Below are 21,268 nucleotides of genomic sequence, written 5' to 3' on the forward strand. Positions count from 1 at the left end.
GCGCCGACCCATGGTCGGTGAGCGCAGCGGCAATCTGACAGAAGGGGTCAGAGTCCTTTTACGCAGGAAAAGGACTCTGACCCCGTCGAGCGGTTCAGGCGTCCAGTTCCTGCCAGCGCGCGTAGGCGGCATCCAGCTCGGCCTGCACCTTGGCCAGCTTCTGGTTGTGCGCGGCCATGTCCGGCGCGCTGCGCTGGTAGAACGCCGGATCGTTCATCGCGGCAGTCAGCCCTTCGACGTCCTTTTCCAGCGTTTCGATCTTCAGCGGCAGCTGTTCCAGCTCGCGCGCGTCCTTGTAGCTGAGCTTGCGCTTGGCCGGCGCCGGGACTGCGGCCGCTGCGACGGCAGGGGCGGCCGGTGCCGCAGCAGCGGCCGGGCGGCTCGCCACCACCGGCGCGTTGGCCTGCTGCGCGGCCACGAAGGCCGCATGGCGCTGCCAGTCGCTGTAGCCACCCACGTAGTCACCGACCACGCCCTCCCCTTCCATCACCAGCGTGGAGGTCACCACGTTGTCGAGGAAGTCACGGTCATGGCTGACCAGCAGCAGCGTGCCGGTGTAATCACCAAGCAACTCTTCCAGCAGCTCCAGCGTTTCCACGTCCAGGTCGTTGGTCGGTTCGTCCATCACCAGCAGGTTGGACGGCTGCGCGAACAGCTTGGCCAGCAGCAGGCGGTTGCGCTCACCACCGGAAAGCCGGGTGATCGGCGCGCGCGCGCGTTCGGGGGTGAACAGGAAATCCTGCAGATAGGCGTGCACATGCTTGCGCTTGCCGTTGAACTCGATGAAATCGCGGCCTTCGGCCACGTTCTCGATGGCGGTCCAGTCTTCGCGCAGCACCGAGCGGTACTGGTCGAAATAAGCGATTTCCAGGTTGGTACCGGCGCGCACTTCACCGCGGTCCGGTGCCAGGTCGCCCAGCAGCAGCTTCAGCAGCGTGGTCTTGCCGCTGCCGTTGGGGCCGATCAGGCCGATGCGGTCGCCACGCAGGATGGTGGCGGAGAAATCGCGCACCATGCAGCGCTCGCCGAAGGAGAACGACACGTCCTTGATGTCGATGACCTTCTTGCCGGAATTGGCAGCCTGGGCCGCTTCCATCCTGACGTTGCCGCTGATTTCGCGGCGCGACGAGCGCTCGTTGCGCATCGCTTCAAGGCGGCGCACGCGGCCTTCGTCGCGGGTCCGGCGGGCCTTGATGCCCTGGCGGATCCACACTTCTTCCTGCGCCAGCATCTTGTCGAAACGGGCGTTTTCCTGTGCCTGCGCGTTGAGCCGTTCTTCGCGGCGGCGCTCATAGTTGGCCCAGTCGCCCGGCCAGCTGGTGACCTGTCCACGATCGATTTCCACGATACGGGTGGCCAGTGCGCGCAGGAAGCGACGGTCATGGGTGACGAACACCACACTGCCGTTCCAGTTCTTCAGGAACATTTCCAGCCAGTCGATGGCTTCGATGTCCAGGTGGTTGGTCGGTTCGTCCAGCAGCAACAGATCCGGGCTGGACACCAGCGCGCGGCCCAACAGCACCCGGCGCTTCATGCCGCCGGACAGCCGCGCGAATTCGGCATCGCCGTCCAGGTCCAGCTTGGTCAGGGTTTCGCTGACGCGCTGGTCCAGGCCCCAGCCGTTGGCGGCATCGATCTTGGCCTGCACCGCGCCCAGCGCATCGCCGTCGAACTCTTCGGCGACGCTCAGGTGGTGGAATTCGGCCAGCCACTGGCCCAGTTCGCCCAGGCCTTCGGCGACCACGTCGAACACGCTGCCGGCGGCGCCGTGCGGCACCTCCTGTTCCAGCCGGGTCACGCGGACGCCCTGCTGGACGCGGACTTCGCCATCATCGGGCTTGTGGTCGCCGGACAGCAGCTTGAGCAAAGTGGATTTGCCGGCGCCGTTGCGGCCGATCAGGGCGATACGCTCGCCCGGCTCGATCGACAGTTCGGCTTTTTCCAGCAACAACGGGCCGCCGACGCTGAAGTCGACGTTCTGCAAGGTAATCAGAGGCATGCGGGTATTGTAAGGGGTTAACCCCGTACAATGCGCCATGAATGAATTCTCGACCCTGCCGCTGAGCCCGGCCCTTCAGCCTGGCCTGGAAGCGCTCGGCTACACCACCCTCACCGCCATCCAGGCGCGCAGCCTGCCGGCCATCCTCGACCGCCGCGATGTGATCGCCCAGGCCCCCACCGGCAGCGGCAAGACCGCCGCCTTCGGGCTGGGCCTGCTGCAGGCGCTGGATCCGGCCACCCAGCGGGTGCAGGCGCTGGTGCTGTGCCCCACCCGCGAACTGGCCGACCAGGTCGGCAAGCAGATCCGCAAGCTGGCCACCGGCATCCCGAACATGAAGCTGCTGGTGCTGACCGGCGGTTCGCCGCTGGCGCCGCAGCTGGCCTCGCTGGAAGCCCACCACCCGCACGTGGTGGTCGGCACCCCCGGCCGCGTGCAGGAACTGGCCCGCAAGCGCGCGCTGAACCTCGGCGCGGTGCGCACGCTGGTGCTGGACGAAGGCGACCGCATGCTGGACATGGGCTTTGAAGAGCCCATCCGCGAAATCGCCGGGCGCACCCACAAGGACCGCCAGACGATGCTGTTCTCGGCCACCTTCCCCGATGCGATCCGCGCGATCGGCCGCGACGTGCTGCGCGATCCGGTGGAAGTGACCGTGGATGGCGCCGACGATGCTCCCTCCATTCGCCACCTGTTCTGCGAAGTGGAGCCGGCGCACCGGCAGAAGGCGCTGGCCGGGTTGCTGCTGAAGTACACGCCGGAATCGGCGGTGGTGTTCTGCAACACCCGCAAGGATGTGGACGAAGTCGCCAATTCGCTGCAGCAGTTCGGCTTCTCTTCGCTCGCCCTGCACGGCGACATGGAACAGCGCGACCGCGAAGAAGTGCTGGTGCGCTTCGCCAACCGCAGCTGCAACGTGCTGGTGGCCAGCGACGTGGCCGCGCGCGGGCTGGACGTGGAAGACCTGGCGATGGTGATCAACTACGAACTGCCGACCGACATCGAAACCTACCAGCACCGCGTTGGCCGTACTGGTCGTGCCGGCGCCAGCGGCATGGCGATCAGCCTGGTGGCCGGCCGCGAAAAATCCCGCGCCGAGGCGCTGGAAGCGCAGCGTGGCAAGCCGCTGGACTGGCAGAAGACGCCGCTGGCGACCTCGCGCCCGGCCGAACTGCCGCAGGCCGCCATGCGCACCCTGCGCATCGACGGCGGCAAGACCGACAAGCTGCGCCCCGGTGACATCCTGGGTGCGCTGACCGGCGATGCCGGCCTCGCCGGCAAGCACATCGGCAAGATCGCGATCTACCCCACGCGTTCGTACGTGGCCATCGCCCGCGAGCACGCCAACCGGGCCGTGGCCAAGCTGGAAGAAGGCAAGATCAAGGGCCGCAGGTTCCGTACCCGCGTAATGTAAGCCGGCAGCGGTGACGACCCAGCGGTCGTCACTACCGGAGCCGGGGCAATAGCGCCGAGCCATGCTCGGCGGCCGTGGACCTCAATAAACCAGTTCGGTGTGCAGCGGCAGGCCGGCTTCCCAGCGGCCACGGCCGCCCAGCCCATCCAGCTCCACCAGCACGCCGGCGCCGACCACGTCCACGCCCAGTCGACGCACCAGCGACAGCGCGGCCACCAGCGTGCCGCCGGTCGCCAGCACGTCATCGATAATCGCTACGCGGGCACCGGCCGGCAGGGCATCGGCATGTACTTCGATGCAGTCGCTGCGGTATTCCAGCGTGTACTCCTCGCGCAGCACCTTGCCCGGCAGCTTGCCCGGCTTGCGCACCGGCACGAAGCCGACCCCGAGCTCCAGCGCCATCGCCGCGCCCAGGATGAAGCCACGCGACTCGATGCCGACCACGGCATCCAGCCGCAGGTCGCGCCAGCGCGCGCTCATGGCCTGGATCGCCGCACGGAAATCATCGCCATCGGCGAGCAGCGGCATGATGTCCTTGAACAGGATGCCCGGCTTGGGGAAATCAGCGATGTCGCGCAGGCGCGATGCCCACTGCGGTTCGACGTGTGCGTCGGTCATTGCAAGGCCAGCGTTGTAGGGCGGCATAGGGTAACAGGCCGGTCGGCGGGCTGCTGTCGGTGGACCCGATGGCCGGCCGCTCAGGAACTGCAGGACAGCATCGAACAGCCTGCCTTGTGATCTGCCCACGCCGGACGTCTGCCGGCGTAATGCTCCAGCCCGGCACGTTCGGTATACGGATCACGCAATACCTCCTGCAGCGCCTGCACCCCGCCCATGTCGCCCTGGCTGGCGCGATCGATCGCTTCCTGGGCCAGCCAGTTGCGCAGCACGTAGAGCGGATTGGCGCGGGTCATCCGCGCGATGCGCTCGGGCGCGGCCAGCGGATCGGCACGCAGGCGTGCGGCATAGTCGTGCAGCCATTGCAGCAGCGGCTCGCGCACGGCCGCCTGGCGTGCGGGGTCATAGAACACGCCATCGAGCACCCCCGCATCCGGCGCAGCCACGTCCAGCCGCATCAGCGCGCGGTAGGCCAGGGTCATGTCCATCGCCCCGTCCTGCATCAGCAGCTGCCACCGCTGGTGCAGCTGCAGATCGGCCTCATCGGCTGCGGACAGGCCGAGCTTGGCCGCCACGTCGCGGCGGGTGCAGGCGCCCAGCGTGGCCTGGAACGCTTCCAGTCCGGTCTGCAGCGGCTGCACGTCGGCAAACAGCGGTGCCAGCGCCTGCGCCAGCCGGGTGAGGTTCCAGAACACCACCTGTGGCTGGGTGCCGAAGCGGTAACGGCGTCCCTGCGCATCGGTGGTATTGGGCGTCCACTCCGGATCGTAATCTTCCATCCAGCCGTACGGGCCGTAGTCGATGGTGAGACCGAGCACGGACATGTTGTCGGTGTTCATCACGCCGTGGACGAAGCCCACGCGCATCCAGTGCGCCACCATTTCCGCACTGCGCACGGCGATCTGGGCGAACCAGTCGCCCAGCAGCGATTCGCCACTGCCCTGCAGCTCGGGGAAGTCCCGCGCGATGCAGGTTTCCGCCAGCTGCAGCAGCAGCGCCTGCTCGCCGCGCGATGCGGGCAGCTCGAAGCTGCCGAAGCGCAGGAATGACGGCGCCACGCGGCACACGATGGCACCGGATTCGATCTCAGGATGACCGTCGTAGAACATGTCGCGCAGCACGCCCTCGCCGCTGCCGACCAGCGACAGCGCGCGCGTGGTCGGCACGCCCAGATGGTGCATCGCCTCGCTGCACAGGAATTCACGGATCGACGAACGCAGCACCGCACGCCCATCGGCGCCACGCGAATAGGGCGTCGGTCCGGCGCCCTTCAGCTGCAGCTCCCAGTGGCGACCGTCGGCAGTGACCAGTTCGCCCAGCGAGATCGCCCGTCCATCGCCCAGTTGGCCGGCCCAGCGGCCGAACTGGTGTCCGCCATAGTTGGCGGCCCACGGCTGCATGCCTTCCAGCAGCGCGTTGCCGGCGAACACCTCGGCGAAGTCAGTGCTGTCGACAAACGCAGCCGGCAGGCCCAGCAGGTTGGCCACTTCAGGCCATACCGCCAACGTGGAAGGCGCCGCGACCGGGGTCGGCATGACCGCCGACCAGGCCGCACCGCGCACTTCGCGGCGTTGGTTGGACGGCTCCGGATCGCCGGGCAGGCGCTGGATCAGGCGGTTGTCGAAACGAAGGGTGTCAGCAGTATCCATGCCCCCGAGATGGGGGCGGCCGGACGCAGCGGCAAGACGCACTCAGCGCCCGCTGAGCGCCTCCAGGCTGCCACCGCGGGCCACCGCGCGCTGGTAGCCCGGGCGCTGTTCAATACGCTGCAGGAAGCCGCGCAGTGCCGGCTTGTCGGCCAGCCCGTCGCCGCGGCTGGCGGCGGCCTGGATCGGGAAGCTCATCTGGATATCGGCGGCGGTGAAGCGCTTGCCGGCAAACCACGGGGTTTCCACCAGGCGCTGTTCCATCCAGTCCAGGTGCAGGCGGCGCTGCGGCCCGACGAAGCCTTTCTCGGCCTTGTCGGCGATGGCGCGCGCGATGGGTTTTGCGAAGAACGGCATCGGCGCGTTGCGGATCCTCGACATCACCAGGGTCAGCAGCATCGGCGGCATGGCCGAGCCTTCGGCGTAATGCAGCCAGTAACGGTAGGCCATGCGCTCGTCCGAACCAGCCGGCAGCGGCGCAGGCGACAGCACGCGCTCGCTGTCGTAACTGTCGGCCAGGTAATCCAGGATGGCACCGGATTCGGCCAGCACCCGCGTGCCGTCCTGCAGCACCGGGGCCTTGCCCAGCCCGTGCACCTGCCGCAGTTCCGGTGGCGCCAGCATGGTCTTCGGATCGCGCGCGTACTGCTTCAGCTCGTAGGCCAGCCCGAGTTCTTCCAGCATCCACAGCACGCGCAGCGAGCGGGAGTTGTCGAGGTGGTGGACGGTGAGCATGCGGGGAATCCGGGTAGTCAGGTGGGTACAGGGTAGAGAGGGGGGATTGGGGAAAGCGTGACGACCAACGGTCGTCACCCACCACCGCAACGCTGGCAAAAAAAAACGCCGGAAGCTTTCGCTTCCGGCGTTTTTGGCTACCTTACGGCAGCAAGCGGATCAGACCGCCTGCACCTGGTCAGCCTGCATGCCCTTCTGGCCCTGCACGGCGACGAAGGTCACCTTCTGGCCTTCCTGCAGCGACTTGAAGCCGTTGCCCTGGATGGCACGGAAGTGCACGAACAGGTCCGGGCCGCTTTCCGGGGTGATGAAGCCGAAGCCCTTGGCATCGTTGAACCACTTGACGGTACCGCTCTGACGATCAGACATCTTTGAAACTCCTGAAACAATGTGAAATAAATCGCAGCCACCGGATATCGGGGCCGAGACTGAGTTGCAGGCGTTGGCAAAGCGGATCGATGGAGCAGATCGTGAGATCAACTGCACCAGGCCACGATTTACGGTGACCCTAGCAAACACAGTGAGACGGACGATACGCGTGTTTGCTCCAAAAAGCGATAGGCAGTGCGTTCATGGTCTACCACCCCGGCGCAGCTGTGCCAAGGCGCGAGGCCGGATCGGGGGCCGACGAAGCTCCCAATTCAGCTTTCCGCCTACTCCAAGCCCGGTCCACGCAGCGTAAAGCTGCTGGTGAAGCGGCGCGGTTCCCCGTCGATGGGATCGCTGAACGACAGGCCGCAGGCCAGCAGTTGCAGGGGGCGGCGATAGTCACCCGGCGGCTCAGGCGCGTAGGCCGGATACAGGTCATCGCCAAGGATCGGCGCCCCCAGGGCCGCCATGTGCACGCGCAGCTGGTGCTTGCGCCCGGTCACCGGCTGCAGCCGGTAGCGCCAGACCGGCCCCGTGCGGTCAAGCACGTCGATGAGGGTCTCGCTGTTGGGCTCGCCCTGCTCTTCGCGCATGCAATGGAACCGCTCGCCCTTCTGCAGCCGGCTGCGGCGCTGCAGCGGGAAGCAGTGCCCGGGCAGCGCAGGGGCCAGCGCCTCGTAGACCTTGGCGATCCGCCGCTCACGGAACAGCCGCTGGTAGGCATCCCGGCTTTCAGGGCGGGTGGAGAACAGCACCAGCCCGGCGGTCAGGCGGTCCAGCCGGTGCATCGGCACCAGGTCGGTATTGCCGGTGGCGGCCATCAACCGCGCCAACAGGGTCTGCTGGACGTGGCCGCCGGCCGGCACCACCGGCAGGAAATGCGGCTTGTCCGCCACCAGCAGGTGGTCGTCGTGGTGCACGATGCGCTCGGCGAAGGGGATGACCGGTTCATCTTCGACTTCACGGAAGTAGCGGATTTCCAGCCCCACCTGCCACGGTTGGCCGGGGAGCAGTGCCCTGCCCTGCGCATCCTGCACCCGGCCGCGCGCGAAACGGTCCTGCCACTGGGCGCGGCTGATCCGCGCAAAGCGGGCGCACAGTCCGTCCAGCAGGCTCTTCCAGTTGCCCGGGGGCAGTTGGAGACGACTGGCGGCAACGACGGGAAGGATCGGATCGGACGGGGTCATGGCGCACCCATTATCATGGTGCTCTTTGTCCACGGAAGCCTCATGGCCCTCACCGCCACCATCCGCAAGGCCGAGTTGCAGATCAGCGACATGGATCGCGGCTACTACGCGACCCACAACCTCACCCTCGCCCAGCACCCGTCGGAGACCGACGAGCGCTTGATGGTGCGTCTGCTGGCTTTCGCGCTCAATGCCGAGGACCGGCTGGAGTTCGGCCGCGGGCTGAGCACCGACGACGAACCGGATCTCTGGGAACAGGACTACACCGGTGACATCCTGCGCTGGATCGACCTGGGCCACCCGGATGAATCGCGCGTGCGCAAGGCCTGCAACCGCAGCCGCCAGGTGCAGGTGGTGACCTACGCCGGGCATGCCTCGGATGTGTGGTGGCAGAAGCAGGGCAAGGCGCTGGAGCGCTTCAGCAACCTGTCCGTGCTCGACCTGCCCGGCGCCTTCGTGGAGCAGTGGAGCCAGCAGATCCAGCGTGCCATGCGCTGGAGCGTGCTCATCCAGGATGCCGAAGTACAGCTGATCAACGACCAGATGCAGCTGGATGTCATCCCGGTCTGGCGCAAGCGCGCCAAGGAGTGAGCGGCGTGGCGGCAACGCGGTGCGATGTGCTGGTGATCGGCGCGGGCGCGGCCGGGCTGATGTGTGCGCTCACCGCCGGACAGCGCGGCCGCGTGGTGCAGGTGATCGACCATGCCAACAAGGTCGGCAAGAAGATCCTGATGTCCGGCGGCGGCCGCTGCAACTTCACCAATACCGGCACCACCCCGGCCAACTTCGTGTCGGCCAACCCGCATTTCTGCAAATCCGCCTTGGCCCGCTACACGCCTGCGGACTTCATCGAGATGGTCGAGCGGCACCGCATCGCCTACCACGAGAAGGAACTCGGCCAGCTGTTCTGCGACGTGTCGTCCAAGCAGATCGTCAAGATGCTGGTGGATGAATGCGTGGAGGCCGGCGTGCAGGTCCGCACCGACTGCGCGGTGCAGCGGATCGAACGCGGCAGCGACGGCTTCCACGTGCAGACCGCCCACGGAACGTTCTTCGCCGCCTCGCTGGTGGTGGCCACCGGCGGGCTGTCCATCCCCAGCCTGGGCGCCACCGGCTTCGGCTATGAGATCGCCAGGCAGTTTGGCCACGATGTACTGCCCACGCGCGCCGGACTGGTGCCGCTGACCCTCAGCGGCACCCACCAGCAACGCCTGGCGGACCTTTCCGGCGTGGCGCTGCCGGTGGAAGCGCGCAGCAATGGCATGGCCTTCCGCAACTCGCTGCTGATCACCCACCGCGGCATCAGCGGCCCGGCGATCCTGCAGATTTCGTCCTTCTGGCAACCGGGTGATGCGCTGGAACTGGACCTGCTGCCGGGCCAGGACGCCGAGCAGTGGCTGCGCGCGATGAAGCGCGAGCGCCCGGACGCGGCACTGCGCACCGTGCTGGCCGAGGTGCTGCCCAAGCGCCTGGCGCAGCGCCTGTGCGAGCACTGGCTGCCGGACCGTCCGGTCAAGCAGATCGATGAGCCACAGCTGCGCCAGGCCGCCGCCGTGCTCGCCGGCTTCCCGCTGGTGGCCAGTGGCACCGAGGGCTACCGCACCGCCGAAGTCACCCTGGGCGGGGTGGACACCGCGCAGGTATCCTCCTCCAGCTTCGAATCGCGCAAGGTGGCCGGCCTGTATTTCATCGGCGAGGTACTCGACGTCAGCGGTTGGCTGGGCGGCTACAACTTCCAGTGGGCGTGGGCCAGCGGCCATGCCGCCGGCAGCGTGGTGTAAGGGCCCGCGCATGGACCTGCGGGCGCGCATCGTGTATCTAATGGGCAGCTTGGGGAGCCTTTGAATGCAGAACTCGAATGACATCACGCTGCGCCTGGTGATCGTGGATGACAGCGGCGAGAACGCTGAAGCGATCGTCAGCGCGCTGCGCAACAGTGGCATCGCGGTGCGGCCTTCGCGGCCGCAGGACGTGGGCGAACTGGGGCAGGTACTGGCGACGCAGCCGATCGACCTGGTGCTGGCCGCGCCGCAGCAGTCGATCAGCCTGCCGCAGGTCTCCCAGCAGATAGCCGCCAGCGGCAAGGACGTGCCGCTGATCCTGCTGGTGGACCACATCGAAGAGGACGCGCTGGTCGAAGCCAGCGCGCACGGCCTGCGCGCACTCGCGCTGCGGCCGCGGCCGGAACACCTGCTGGCGGTGGTGCGCGACCAGTGGATCGACCTGCAGGCACGTCGCGGCCTGCGCCGGATCGAGGCGCAGATGCGCGAGACCGAACGCCGCTGTGACGCGCTGATCGCTTCTTCGCGCGACCCCATCGCCTATATCCACGAGGGCATGCACATCCGCGCCAACGATGCCTACCTGGAGATGTTCGGGTTTGAAAGCTTCGACGACGTGGAAGGCATTTCGCTGCTGGACATGGTGGCCGCCCAGCACGTGGAAGGCTTCAAGCAGCTGCTCAAGGGCCTGAGCAAGGGCGAGGCGCCGCCGCCGCAGTACCAGATCGATGCACGCCACCAGGATGGCAATGCGTTCGCGGCGACCATGGAGTTCACCAGTGCCAGCTACGAAGGCGAATCGTGCCTGCAGGTGGTTTTCCGCCGCCGGCTGGAACTGGACCCGGAGCTGGCCCGCGAAGTAGAGGAGCTGCGCCAGCGCGACCAGGTCACCGGCCTGCTCAACCGTCCCACTTTCATGGTGCAGGTGGAAAACGCAGTGGCCCAGGCCAGCCGCGGCGAAGGCCGTTCCGGCCTGCTGCTGGTCGAGCCGGACCATTACGCCCGCCTGCTGCCGGACATCGGGCTGGATTCAGCCGATGCGCTGATCGCCTCCATGGCCGCGTTGCTCAACGATACGGTCGGCAGCCAGGCGCAGCTGGCCCGCTTCGGCGAGCACAGCTTCGCGGTGCTGCTCGACGGTGCCTTCGCCGATACCGCGGCCTTGGCCGAACGCATCCGCAGCGCCTACGCCGCGCATGTGTTCAGCATCGGTGAGCGCTCGGCCACCGTCACCGTGAGCATCGGCGGCGTGCAGGTCGGCGAGAAGATCGCCAGCATCGGCCAAGTGCTGGCGCGCGCCACCACGTGCCTGCAGGCCGCGGCCGAGCTGGGCAACAGCGTGCGCATCTTCGATCCGGCCGCCACCGACCGGGTGGAGGAAGAGCGGATCGCACGCTGGGTCGCGCGCATCCGCGAAGCCGTGGAAGGCGATGGCTTCCAGCTGCATTACCAGCCGGTGCTGAACCTGCAGGGGGAATCACGCGAACTGTACGAGGCCTACCTGCGACTGGACCACAACGGCGAGCTGATGAGCCCGGTCGCCTTCCTTGCCATCGCCGAGGAACACGGCCTGCTGGCCGACATCAACCGCTGGGTGGTGCGGCGCGCCATCGCCATCCTGGGCGAACGCCAGCGTGCCGGCCATGCCACCCACATGCTGGTGAAGATCACCCCGGAATCCTTCGCCGATCCGTTGCTGATCAGCACGCTGAAGCAGGAACTGCAGGCGCATGGCGTGCCCGGCGACCGGCTGTGGCTGCATGCCCCGGAATCCAAGGTCTTCACCCACCTGCGCAACGCCCAGCAGTTCCTGCAGGCGGTTGCCCCGCTGGGCTGCCGGATCGGGCTGGAGCAGTTTGGTTCGGGGCTGGATTCGTTCCAGCTGCTCGCGCATTTCCAGCCGCAGTTCCTGAAGCTGGATCGCGGCTTCACCCGCGATGCGGCGAGCACGCGCGAGAACTTCGACAAGATCAAGGAAATCACCGAACGCGCACAGGCAGCCAACATCGCCACCGTCGCCGAGTTCGTCACCGATGCCAATTCGATGACCCTGCTGTTCAGCGCAGGGGTGGATTACGTGCAGGGTGAGTTCGTCGGCGAGGCTACGCCGCGGATGGACTTCGATTTCGGCTGAGGCGCCCGGCCCCCGGCCTACGGTGGGTGACGACCGTTGGTCGTCACCTGCCCGACTTCAGGTCATGTCGACCAGATTGTCGATCTTCACGTCCGGATCCACGTCGGCGTCATAGTCCACGCCCTCCACGCCGAAGCCGAACAGGCGCAGGAAATCAGCCTTGTAGCCTTCCAGGTCGCTGATCTCATACAGGTTCTCATCGGTCACCTGCGGCCACAGTTCCAGCACTTCGGCCTGCACGCCCGGCGCCATTTCCTTGTAGTCCGCGCGCAGTCGGCCGGCATCGTCGATCAGCTCGATGTGGCGGCCATCGGCATCGGTCAGCTCATGGCGCAAGCGCTCCACAGCCGTGCCCTCGGCCTTGCCGCCGTAGAGGATGTCGTACAGCACGTCGAGCTGCTCGATGCAGCCCTCGTGGGTACCCTTTTCCTTCATCACCTTGAACAGCAGCGACAGGTACAGCGGCATGGTCGGGATCGCCGAACTGGCCTGGGTGACCACTGCCTTCAGTACCGATACGCGGGCATCGCCGCCGATCGCGGCCAGCTTTTCGCGCAGGCCCAGCACCTTCTGGTCCAGGTCCTTCTTGGCCGCACCGATGCTGCCGTTCCAGTAGATCGCCTGGGTGATCTCTTCACCGACATAGGTGAAGGCGGTGGTGGTGCAGCCGTCGGCCAGCACGCCGGCTGCAGCCAGCGCGTCGATCCACATCTGCCAGTCTTCCCCACCCATCACCGCCACGGTGCCGGCGATCTCTTCGTCGGTGGCCGGCTCCAGGTGGGTTTCGGTCAGCTTGACCTTGTCGGTGTCCAGGCCGCGCAGGGTGATCGGCGCGCCGATCGGCTTGAGCGTGGAGTTGATCACTTCGCCGGTCTTGGGATGCTTGCGGCGCGGTGACGCCAGGCTGTAGACCACCTGGTCGACCTGGCCGAGGTCGGCCTTGATCAGCGCGATGACCTGGTCCTTCACTTCATCGGAGAACGCGTCGCCGTTCACGCTCTTCGCATACAGTCCGGCCTGGCCGGCGTACTTGTGGAACGCGGCCGAGTTGTACCAGCCGGCGCTGCCGGGCTTGGTCTCGCTGCCGGGCTTTTCGAAGAACACGCCCAGGGTGGCGGCGTTACTGCCGAAGGCGGCGGTGATGCGCGCAGCCAGGCCGTAGCCGGTGGAGGCGCCGATCACCAGCACGCGCTTTGGACCGTTGACGATCTTCGGCCGGGCGCTGATGTAGTCGATCTGCTGCTTGACCGCCGCATCGCAGCCGGTGGGATGGGTGGTGACGCAGATGAAGCCGCGGACGCGCGGTTTGATGACCATGGATACCTCGGTGTGGGACAGGTGCGGTCGCGCTGGCGCGCGTGCACGAAACGCTGGAATCGTAGTGTGCGGGGGGAATATGCACAACCGACGGGGGCGTATCGTGGCTTCACGCTCGAGGCAGCGGGTGGGCCTGGTCGGGACACGCCGCAAGTACGTCCTTGTAGGCTGCGTCGCCGCATCCATGCGGCTCAGCGTCCCGTCCAGGCCCACCCGCTGCCTCTGCTGACGATTCGGCGCCCGTGGCGTGTGCGGGGAGGAAAAAAAGCAAAGAAAAAGCCGCACTTTCGTGCGGCTTTTTCTGTTTCTGCCGGCTGCCTCATTCAGGGGCGGCGGGCCAGGGCTTCTTCGTCCTTGGCCTTGGGCAGCAGGTCCTGCTTGGTCACCGCCAGCACGCCCATGGTCAGCAGGGGGCAGGCGATGAAGATCGAGGACAGGGTGCCGATCACCGCGCCGATCATCTGGCTCAGGGCCAGCCCTTCCAGCGAACCGCCACCGTAGATGTACAGCGCCAGCACCGACAGGAAGAACACCAGCGAGGTGATGATGGTGCGCGACAGGGTCTGGTTGATCGAGCGGTTCATCACTTCCAGCGGCTCGACGCGCAGACTGCGGAAGTTCTCGCGGACACGGTCGAACACCACGATGGTGTCGTTGATGGAGAAGCCCATCACCGACAGCAGGCCGGCCAGCACGGTCAGGTCGAACTCGCGGCCGCTGAAGGAGAAGTAGCCGGCCACCACCAGCACGTCGAACAGGGTGGTGATGATGGCCACCACCGCGAACTTCCACTCGAAGCGGAAACCGATGTAGATCAGGAAGCCGACCAGCACGAACAGCGCGGCGTACAGGCCGTTCAGGGCCAGCTCCTTGCCGACCTGCGGACCGACAAACTCCGAAGACAGCACGGTCGCTGCATTGCCTTCCAGCGATACCGCCGAGCGCACCGCCTCGGCCGTGCGGTTGTTGGCATCGCCGACGCTCTCGCCTTCGGCCTGGGCCTGCGGCTGCAGGCGGATCAGCAGGTCGCTGCCGCTGCCGAAGCTCTGCACCTGGGCACCACCATATCCGGCGGTCTCCAGGTGCCCGCGCACCGCGTCGACATCGGCCGGGCGGTCGAAGCGTACTTCCACCACGGTCCCGCCGGTGAAATCCAATGCGTAGTTGAAGCCCTTGCCGATGATGCTGCCCAGCGCGGCGATGAACACCAGCGCGGCGATGCCGATGGCGATCCATCGGGTGCGCATGAAGTCGAACTTGGTGTCGTTCGGGATCAGGTGGAGCGGAAACAATTTCATGGTATCGATCCTTTTCCCGTCAGATGGCCAGGGTCTTGAGCTTCTTGCGGCTGCCGTACAACAGCACCGCAAGGGCGCGGGAAACGGTGATGGCGGTGAACATCGAGGCGAGGATGCCGACGATCATGGTCACGGCGAAGCCCTTCAACGGACCGGTACCGAACGCATACAGCGCCACGCCGGCCAGCATGCCGGTAAGGTTCGCGTCGAGGATGGTGCCCGATGCTTTTTCATAACCGGCCACGATGGCGGCCTTGGCGGGCATGCCCGCACGCAGCTCTTCGCGGATACGCTCGTTGATCAGCACGTTCGCATCCACCGACAGGCCGATCGACAACGCCAGGCCGGCAAAGCCCGGCAGGGTCATGGTGGCACCGAACAGCGACATCACCGCGACCACGATCAGCAGGTTGAACAGCATCGCCACCGAGGTGATGACACCGAACATGCGGTAGTAGACGGTGAAGAACACCAGCGTGAACAGGAAGGCGAAGCCCACCGCGGTGACACCGCGCTGCACGTTCTCCGCACCCAGGCTGGGGCCGACGATCTTTTCTTCCACGAAGTCCATCGGCGCGGCGAGCGAGCCGGATTTGAGCAGCTTGGCCAGGTCTTCGGACTCACGCTTCTCCAGGCCGGTGGTCTGGAAGTTCTTGCCGAACACGCCGTTGATGTTGGCCACCGAAATGACCTCTTCCTTGACCCGGAAGCTGCGCACTTCCTTGCCATCCACGGTTTCAACGCTGGGGATGCGCTCGGTGTAGACCACCGCCATCGGCTTGTTCACGTTGGCGCTGGTGAAGTCGAACATGCGCTGTCCGCCGACATTGTTCAGCGTCACGCTGACCGCCGCCGAACCGTTCTGGTCGGTAGTGGCCTGGGCTGCGACCATCTGGTCACCGGTGACGATCACGCGCTTGGCCAGCAACACCGGGCCGCGGTTGTCGCGCAGCTGGTAGACCTTGGCTTCGGGCGGAATGCGGCCGGTGGCGACGGCGTCCTGCGCGTTGCCTTCGATGACGGCGCGGTATTCCAGGGTGGCGGTGGCACCGATCATGCGCTTGGCTTCGGCGGTGTCCTGCACGCCAGGCAGCTGCACGACCACGCGGTCGGCACCCTGGCGCTGGATGATCGGCTCGGCCACGCCGAGCTGGTTGACGCGGTTGCGCAGCGTGTTGACGTTCTGCTCGATGGCACCGTTGGCGATGGCGGCCAGTTCGGCGTCGGGCAGGCTGACGATCACCCGGTTGCCGGTGACTTCGAAGCCCAGCGTCGGCTGCGACTTGAACAGCGCATCACGGGCACGCAGTCCAGCGCCCTCGCCTGCGCTCGGGCTCAGGTTGGCGACGATGGTGTTGTCCGCGCGGCGCTCGACCGACTGGTACGGAATACGCGCATCACGCAGGGTGGTACGCACGTCTTCGGTGTAGCTGTCCAGGCGCTTGTCCAGCGCGGCCTTCTGGTCCACCTGCAGCACGAAATGCACGCCGCCCTGCAGATCCAGGCCCAGCGTCATCGGGCGCGCGCCCAGGTTCGACAGCCAGTCCGGCACCGTGGAGGCCAGGTTCAATGCCACCACGTAATCCTCGCCGACGCTCTGCTTGAGCACGTCGTTGGCGGCGGTCTGCGCCTGGATGTCGGACAGGCGGACGATCAGGCTGTCGCCTTCCACTTCGGCCGCCATCGGGGTGACACCGGCCTGCTTGAGGTCGGCCAGCACGCGGTCACGCAGCGCTGAATCCACCAGGCCGCCGCGGTTGGCGGTGATCTGGATGGCCGGATCCTTCTGGTAGATGTTGGGCAGCGCATACAACGTACTGATCGCAAGGACGATCAGGATGACGAAGTACTTCCAGCGTGGAAATTCGAGCATTGCGAGGTTCCCGCGCGGCGCCATCCCCGGCGCCGCGGTTGTGCTTCAGAAAAGGGAGTGGATCAGACAGCCGACTTCAGGGTACCGGCCGGCAGCACGTTGCCGACAGCGCCCTTCTGCACGCGGATGCGCACGTTGTCAGCCACTTCCAGGGTGACGAAGTTGTCGCCGATGTCGGTGACCACGCCGGCGATGCCGCCGTTGGTCAGCACTTCATCGCCGCGCTTGATCTTCTCCAGCATGGCCTTGTGCTCCTTCTGCCGCTTCATCTGCGGGCGGATCATCAGGAAGTACATGATGGCGATCAGGATGACCGGGAACAGCAGGGTGGTCATGGTGAAGCCCTGCGGTTGGCCGCCGGCAGCCTGGGCGTGGGCGGCGGGAATCAGGAAAGCAAGCAGGTTCATCGTGGAGTCCTTTGGTTGGGCGGCGCTGCGGTGCCATGAGGGGCCGGGCGCGACCGCAGATCGGTGTCAGCCGTGAAGTATGCCACGGGCCCCAGGGATTCGTCCTTGGGCCCTTCGGCAGGGGGCGGCCGCTCAAAGCGGCGGGACGGCAGCCCCCCGGGCTGCGTAGAAAGACCCACGGAAGGCCTCGAAGGTTCCCGCGGCGATGGCGGCGCGCATGTCGGCCATCAGCTTCTCGTAATAGAACAGGTTGTGGAGGGTGCCCAGCATCGGCGCCAGCATTTCATTGCAGCGGTCCAGGTGGCGCAGGTAGGAGCGGGTATAACCGCCGCTGCAGGCGAAGCAGCCGCAGCCCGGTTCGATCGGGTCCATGTCGCGCTCGTAGCGCGCGTTGCGGATGCGGACGGTGCCGAAAGAGGTGAAATAGTGGCCGTTGCGCGCGTTGCGCGTGGGCATCACGCAGTCGAACATGTCCACGCCCCGGGCCACGCCTTCCACCAGGTCTTCCGGCCGGCCCACGCCCATCAGGTAGCGCGGGCGGTCTGGTGGCAGCACCGGGTCCAGGTGGTCCAGCATGGCGTTGCGTTCATGCTCGGGTTCGCCCACTGCCAGCCCGCCGATGGCGTAGCCGTCGAAACCGATCTGCTGCAGGGCCTCGGCAGAGCGGCTGCGCAGGTCGGTATGCACCCCGCCCTGGACGATGCCGAACAGCGCGGCGTCGTTGCCCAGGGCATCGTGGGCATCGCGCGAACGCTGGGCCCAGCGCAGGCTGAGCTCCATCGAGCGGCGCGCGACGTCCTCGGTGGCCGGGTACGGCGTGCATTCGTCGAAGATCATCACCACGTCCGAATCCAGCACCTTCTGGATCTTCATGCTTTCCTCCGGACCGAGGAAGACGCGGGCGCCGTCGGTGGGCGAGGCGAAGGTCACGCCCTGTTCGGTGATCTTGCGGCGATGCGCCAGCGAAAACACCTGGAATCCGCCGGAGTCGGTCAGGATCGGGCCATCCCAGCGCGCGAAGCCGTGCAGGCCGCCGTGGTCGGCGATGACATCCAGGCCCGGGCGCAGGTACAGGTGGAAGGTATTGCCAAGGATGATTTCCGCGCCCAGGGCGCGCACCTGGTCAGGGAAGATGCCCTTGACCGAGCCATAGGTGCCGACCGGCATGAACGCGGGGGTTTCCACGGTTCCGCGCGGGAAGGTCAGGCGGCCACGGCGGGCACGGCCATCCGTGGTCTGGAGCTGGAACTGCAGTCGGGACATGATGCGGTTGTTCGGGACAGATAGCTTTGTATTGTCTCGCACTTTTGGACTTCCCGCGAAACGCAGCGCCGGCTGCTCCGAGTTGGCGCGGGCGGGGCAGGCTGCACGGGACACGCCGCAAGTACGTCCCTGTAAGCTGCATCGCCGCATCCATGCGGCTCAGCGTCCCGTGCAACCTGCCCCACCCGCACCTTCCAGCTTCCGCGCCCGCCGCGGTGGCTGGCCACAGGCCGGCCGCTTTTCATCCCCCACCCCACCGCACGGGCGCTCCTCGCCGGCCGCGCGCGTGAACTGTCCGGCGAGCCGGGAACAGGCCCCACGGGACCGTTGGAGCCCCGGACGGGCGGAAACGAGACTCCATGGATGGATTCACGGCGTGTCCCGTGGGGCCTGTTCCCGGCTCGCAACACGGGGGCACAAAAACGCGCAGACCAACAGAAAACCGATCAGCCCTGCGGGAACAACAACATCGCATCGCCGTAGCTGAAGAAGCGGTAGCGCTGCGCGATCGCATGCCGGTACGCCTCGAACACCCGCTCCTTGCCCGCGAACGCGGAAATCATCATCAACAGCGTGCTCTCCGGCAGATGGAAATTGGTCACCATCGCATCCACGCTGCGGATCCGGTAGCCGGGGGTGATGAAGATCTGGGTCTCCCCGGCGAACGGCAGCAGCTCGCCATCGCGCATCGCGCTTTCCAGCGCCCGCACCACCGTGGTCCCCACCCCGATCACCCGGCCACCAGCCTCGCGCGTGCGCCGCACCTGCTGCACCAGCTCGGCGCCGACGTTCAGCCATTCGCGGTGCATCACATGGTCTTTCAGATCGTCCGCGCGGACCGGCTGGAAGGTGCCTGCGCCCACATGCAGGGTGACATGGCCAAAGCCCACGCCCTTGGCCTGCAGCGCGGCCAGCAGCGCATCATCGAAGTGCAGGCCGGCGGTCGGCGCGGCCACCGCACCGATCTCGCGGGCAAACACGGTCTGGTAGCGCTCGCGATCGTCCAGCCCGGGCTCGCGCTGGATATACGGCGGCAACGGCAGCCGCCCGGCATGCAGCAACCACTGCTCCAGCGGTTCAGGCACATGGAACTGCAGCACGTAGAACTCCCCATCGCGGCCCAGCACTTCCACCTCGCCACCGGCGTCCAGGGCGATCCTGCTGCCCGGCTTGGGGGTCTTGCTGGCCCCCACCTGCGCCTTTGCCTGCTGCGCGCCCAGCAGGCGTTCAATCAGGATCTCCACCCGGCCGCCGGTCGCTTTCTGGCCGAACAGCCGCGCCGGGATCACCCGGGTATCGTTGAACACCAGCAGATCCCCTTCGCGCAGCAGCGCGGACAGGTCGCGCACATGCGCATCCTGCAGCGCGCCTGGCGCAGGAGGCACCAGCAGCAGGCGGCTGGCCGAGCGCTCCGGCAGCGGCGCCTGGGCAATCAGTTCAGCGGGAAGGTCGTAATGGAAATCGGACTTCTTCAAGGGAACACGCAGCAACAGGTCGGCAATGGCGCGCATTGTACGACCGGCCACCGATGGACAACGTAGTTGGCGGCAAACGCCCGCGAAAATGCTGCCATGCAGCAGCGAACGGACGGGGTTATCGCGCAAAAAACCGCGTGCTAGCATCGAAACGGAAGTCCGAATGCACGAGCCATGACCCGACGCGCGCGCTTGCCGCGCGTTGTGCTTTTACGGGGCCGTGCGACCTATCGTTTCAGGAGATCTGCAATGAGCTTCATCGAACGCCTCGCCCCCCTCCGCGCCCAACCCGGCACCCGCCTGACCACCGGCCTGGATGACGCCACGCTGGAGCGTCTTGCCGCCTCCCACCCCGCGCTGGTGGCTGCGGCGGATGCCGCCGCGGCCGAATTTTCCCGCCTCCAGGGTGAGCTGGGCGAGGTGCTGGCGCTGGACGAACAGGCCCAGATCGACGCAATGCAGGACGGCTTCATCAACTTCTACGCCGACGATGCGGTGACGCCGTATGTCGCCTTGACCGCACGCGGCCCGTGGGTGGTCACGCTCAAGGGCGCGGTGCTGTACGACGCCGGCGGCTACGGCATGCTCGGCTTCGGCCACACCCCCGATGCGGTGCTGGAGGCGATGTCGCAGCCGCAGGTGATGGCCAACATCATGACCCCGAGCCTGTCCCAGCAGCGCTTCGTCAAGGCGCTGCGGGCGGAAATCGGCCATCGCCGTGGCGGTTGTCCGTTCACCCGCTTCATGTGCCTCAATTCCGGTTCGGAAGCGGTCGGCCTGGCCGCGCGCATCGCCGATGTGAACAGCAAACTGCAGACCGATCCGGGCGCCCCGCATGCCGGTGCTGCGGTCAAGCGCGTGGTGATCAAGGGCAGCTTCCATGGCCGCACCGACCGCCCGGCCCTGTACTCCGATTCCAGCCGGCGCACCTACCAGCAGCACCTGGCCAGCTATCGCAACGAAGACTCGGTGATCGCCATCGCTCCGTATGACGAAGCCGCCCTGCGCGCGGTGTTCGACGAGGCAGCGCGCAGCAACTGGTTCATCGAAGCGGTGTTCCTGGAACCGGTGATGGGCGAAGGCGATCCGGGCCGCTCGGTACCGCCGGCGTTCTACGCGCTGGCCCGCGGACTGACCCGCGCCCACGGCAGCTTGCTGCTGATCGACTCCATCCAGGCCGGGCTGCGCGCCCACGGCGTGCTGTCGGTCGTGGATTACCCCGGCTTCGAAGGCCTGGATGCGCCGGACATGGAAACCTATTCGAAGGCCCTGAATGCCGCCCAGTACCCGTTGTCGGTGCTGGCCGTGAACGAACGCGCCGCACAGCTGTACCGCAAGGGCATCTACGGCAACACCATGACCAGCAATCCGCGTGCGCTGGACGTTGCCTGCGCCACGCTGGCCCAGCTCACCCCGGAAGTGCGCGGCAACATCGCCGAGCGCGGCCTGGAGGCACTGCGCCGGCTGGAAAAGCTCAAGGAAGAACTGGGCGGACTGATCACCAAGGTGCAGGGCACCGGCCTGCTGTTCTCCTGCGAACTGGCTCCGCAGTTCAAGTGCTACGGTGCCGGTTCCACCGAAGAATGGCTGCGCCGCCAGGGCGTCAATGTGATCCACGGCGGTGAGCGCTCGCTGCGCTTCACCCCGCACTTCGGCATGGACAGCAGCGAGCTGGAACTGCTGGTCGGCATGGTCGGCCGCGCCCTGCGCGAAGGTCCGCGCCGCGAGCAGGCCCAGGCCGCCTGAACCCCG

The 21,268-nt window shown here is 66.7% G+C and carries 17 protein-coding genes; 5 read left to right on the top strand and 12 right to left on the bottom strand.

Annotated features, from left to right (window positions below; all coding sequences use genetic code 11):
- Window positions 1-94: 94 nt before the first annotated feature.
- Entirely contained in the window at window positions 95-1,999 is a 1,905-nt protein-coding gene (locus H9654_RS03045) for an ATP-binding cassette domain-containing protein (RefSeq protein ID WP_191768954.1), read from the bottom strand.
- Between the two features lie 37 nt (window positions 2,000-2,036).
- On the opposite strand from H9654_RS03045, the gene dbpA reads away from it, so the two are divergent.
- Window positions 2,037-3,413, top strand: a complete 1,377-nt coding sequence (gene dbpA, locus H9654_RS03050) for an ATP-dependent RNA helicase DbpA (protein ID WP_191768956.1) — start codon at window positions 2,037-2,039, stop codon at window positions 3,411-3,413.
- 81 nt (window positions 3,414-3,494) lie between these two features.
- Here the strand turns inward: dbpA and H9654_RS03055 are convergent, their stop codons facing one another.
- The 5 genes from H9654_RS03055 to H9654_RS03075 form a co-directional block, all read right to left on the bottom strand.
- Window positions 3,495-4,031: an adenine phosphoribosyltransferase gene (locus H9654_RS03055; RefSeq protein WP_191768958.1), complete on the bottom strand. Its 537-nt coding sequence runs from the start codon at window positions 4,029-4,031 to the stop codon at window positions 3,495-3,497.
- Window positions 4,032-4,111: 80 nt separating this feature from the next.
- The gene (locus H9654_RS03060) at window positions 4,112-5,680 is read right to left on the bottom strand and encodes a protein adenylyltransferase SelO (protein WP_191768960.1); all 1,569 of its coding nucleotides are present in this window, start codon (window positions 5,678-5,680) and stop codon (window positions 4,112-4,114) included.
- 42 nt (window positions 5,681-5,722) lie between these two features.
- Window positions 5,723-6,412, bottom strand: coding sequence for a glutathione S-transferase (locus H9654_RS03065; protein WP_191768962.1), 690 nt, complete (start codon window positions 6,410-6,412; stop codon window positions 5,723-5,725).
- Between the two features lie 159 nt (window positions 6,413-6,571).
- Window positions 6,572-6,781, bottom strand: coding sequence for a cold-shock protein (locus H9654_RS03070; protein WP_042615064.1), 210 nt, complete (start codon window positions 6,779-6,781; stop codon window positions 6,572-6,574).
- A 284-nt stretch (window positions 6,782-7,065) separates the two neighbouring features.
- Window positions 7,066-7,968: a pseudouridine synthase gene (locus H9654_RS03075; RefSeq protein WP_191768963.1), complete on the bottom strand. Its 903-nt coding sequence runs from the start codon at window positions 7,966-7,968 to the stop codon at window positions 7,066-7,068.
- 42 nt (window positions 7,969-8,010) lie between these two features.
- Between H9654_RS03075 and H9654_RS03080 the strand changes: the two genes are divergently transcribed.
- From H9654_RS03080 to H9654_RS03090, 3 genes are all read left to right on the top strand, one after another.
- Entirely contained in the window at window positions 8,011-8,559 is a 549-nt protein-coding gene (locus H9654_RS03080; protein ID WP_042615066.1) for a YaeQ family protein, read from the top strand.
- A gap of 5 nt (window positions 8,560-8,564) precedes the next feature.
- Window positions 8,565-9,749, top strand: a complete 1,185-nt coding sequence (locus H9654_RS03085) for a BaiN/RdsA family NAD(P)/FAD-dependent oxidoreductase (protein WP_191768965.1) — start codon at window positions 8,565-8,567, stop codon at window positions 9,747-9,749.
- A gap of 64 nt (window positions 9,750-9,813) precedes the next feature.
- Window positions 9,814-11,883, top strand: a complete 2,070-nt coding sequence (locus H9654_RS03090) for a GGDEF/EAL domain-containing response regulator (RefSeq protein ID WP_182655623.1) — start codon at window positions 9,814-9,816, stop codon at window positions 11,881-11,883.
- Window positions 11,884-11,940: 57 nt separating this feature from the next.
- Here H9654_RS03090 and fabV read toward each other — a convergent pair whose 3' ends face one another.
- The 6 genes from fabV to queA form a co-directional block, all read right to left on the bottom strand.
- A complete protein-coding gene (fabV, locus tag H9654_RS03095) occupies window positions 11,941-13,200 on the bottom strand; it encodes an enoyl-ACP reductase FabV (protein ID WP_191768967.1) in 1,260 nt (419 codons plus the stop codon).
- 323 nt (window positions 13,201-13,523) lie between these two features.
- Entirely contained in the window at window positions 13,524-14,498 is a 975-nt protein-coding gene (gene secF, locus H9654_RS03100) for a protein translocase subunit SecF (protein WP_101099745.1), read from the bottom strand.
- Between the two features lie 19 nt (window positions 14,499-14,517).
- A complete protein-coding gene (secD, locus tag H9654_RS03105; RefSeq protein ID WP_191768969.1) occupies window positions 14,518-16,371 on the bottom strand; it encodes a protein translocase subunit SecD in 1,854 nt (617 codons plus the stop codon).
- Between the two features lie 62 nt (window positions 16,372-16,433).
- On the bottom strand, window positions 16,434-16,778 hold the full coding sequence (gene yajC, locus H9654_RS03110) for a preprotein translocase subunit YajC (protein ID WP_042615071.1): 345 nt from the start codon (window positions 16,776-16,778) through the stop codon (window positions 16,434-16,436).
- 132 nt (window positions 16,779-16,910) lie between these two features.
- The gene (gene tgt, locus H9654_RS03115; RefSeq protein WP_191768971.1) at window positions 16,911-18,041 is read right to left on the bottom strand and encodes a tRNA guanosine(34) transglycosylase Tgt; all 1,131 of its coding nucleotides are present in this window, start codon (window positions 18,039-18,041) and stop codon (window positions 16,911-16,913) included.
- Window positions 18,042-18,487: 446 nt separating this feature from the next.
- The gene (gene queA / locus H9654_RS03120; RefSeq protein WP_191768973.1) at window positions 18,488-19,552 is read right to left on the bottom strand and encodes a tRNA preQ1(34) S-adenosylmethionine ribosyltransferase-isomerase QueA; all 1,065 of its coding nucleotides are present in this window, start codon (window positions 19,550-19,552) and stop codon (window positions 18,488-18,490) included.
- A gap of 213 nt (window positions 19,553-19,765) precedes the next feature.
- On the opposite strand from queA, the gene H9654_RS03125 reads away from it, so the two are divergent.
- The gene (locus H9654_RS03125; RefSeq protein WP_191768975.1) at window positions 19,766-21,262 is read left to right on the top strand and encodes an aminotransferase class III-fold pyridoxal phosphate-dependent enzyme; all 1,497 of its coding nucleotides are present in this window, start codon (window positions 19,766-19,768) and stop codon (window positions 21,260-21,262) included.
- The last annotated feature ends 6 nt before the right edge of the window (window positions 21,263-21,268 follow it).

Source organism: Stenotrophomonas lacuserhaii, assembly GCF_014836545.1.
Classification (GTDB): domain Bacteria; phylum Pseudomonadota; class Gammaproteobacteria; order Xanthomonadales; family Xanthomonadaceae; genus Stenotrophomonas; species Stenotrophomonas lacuserhaii.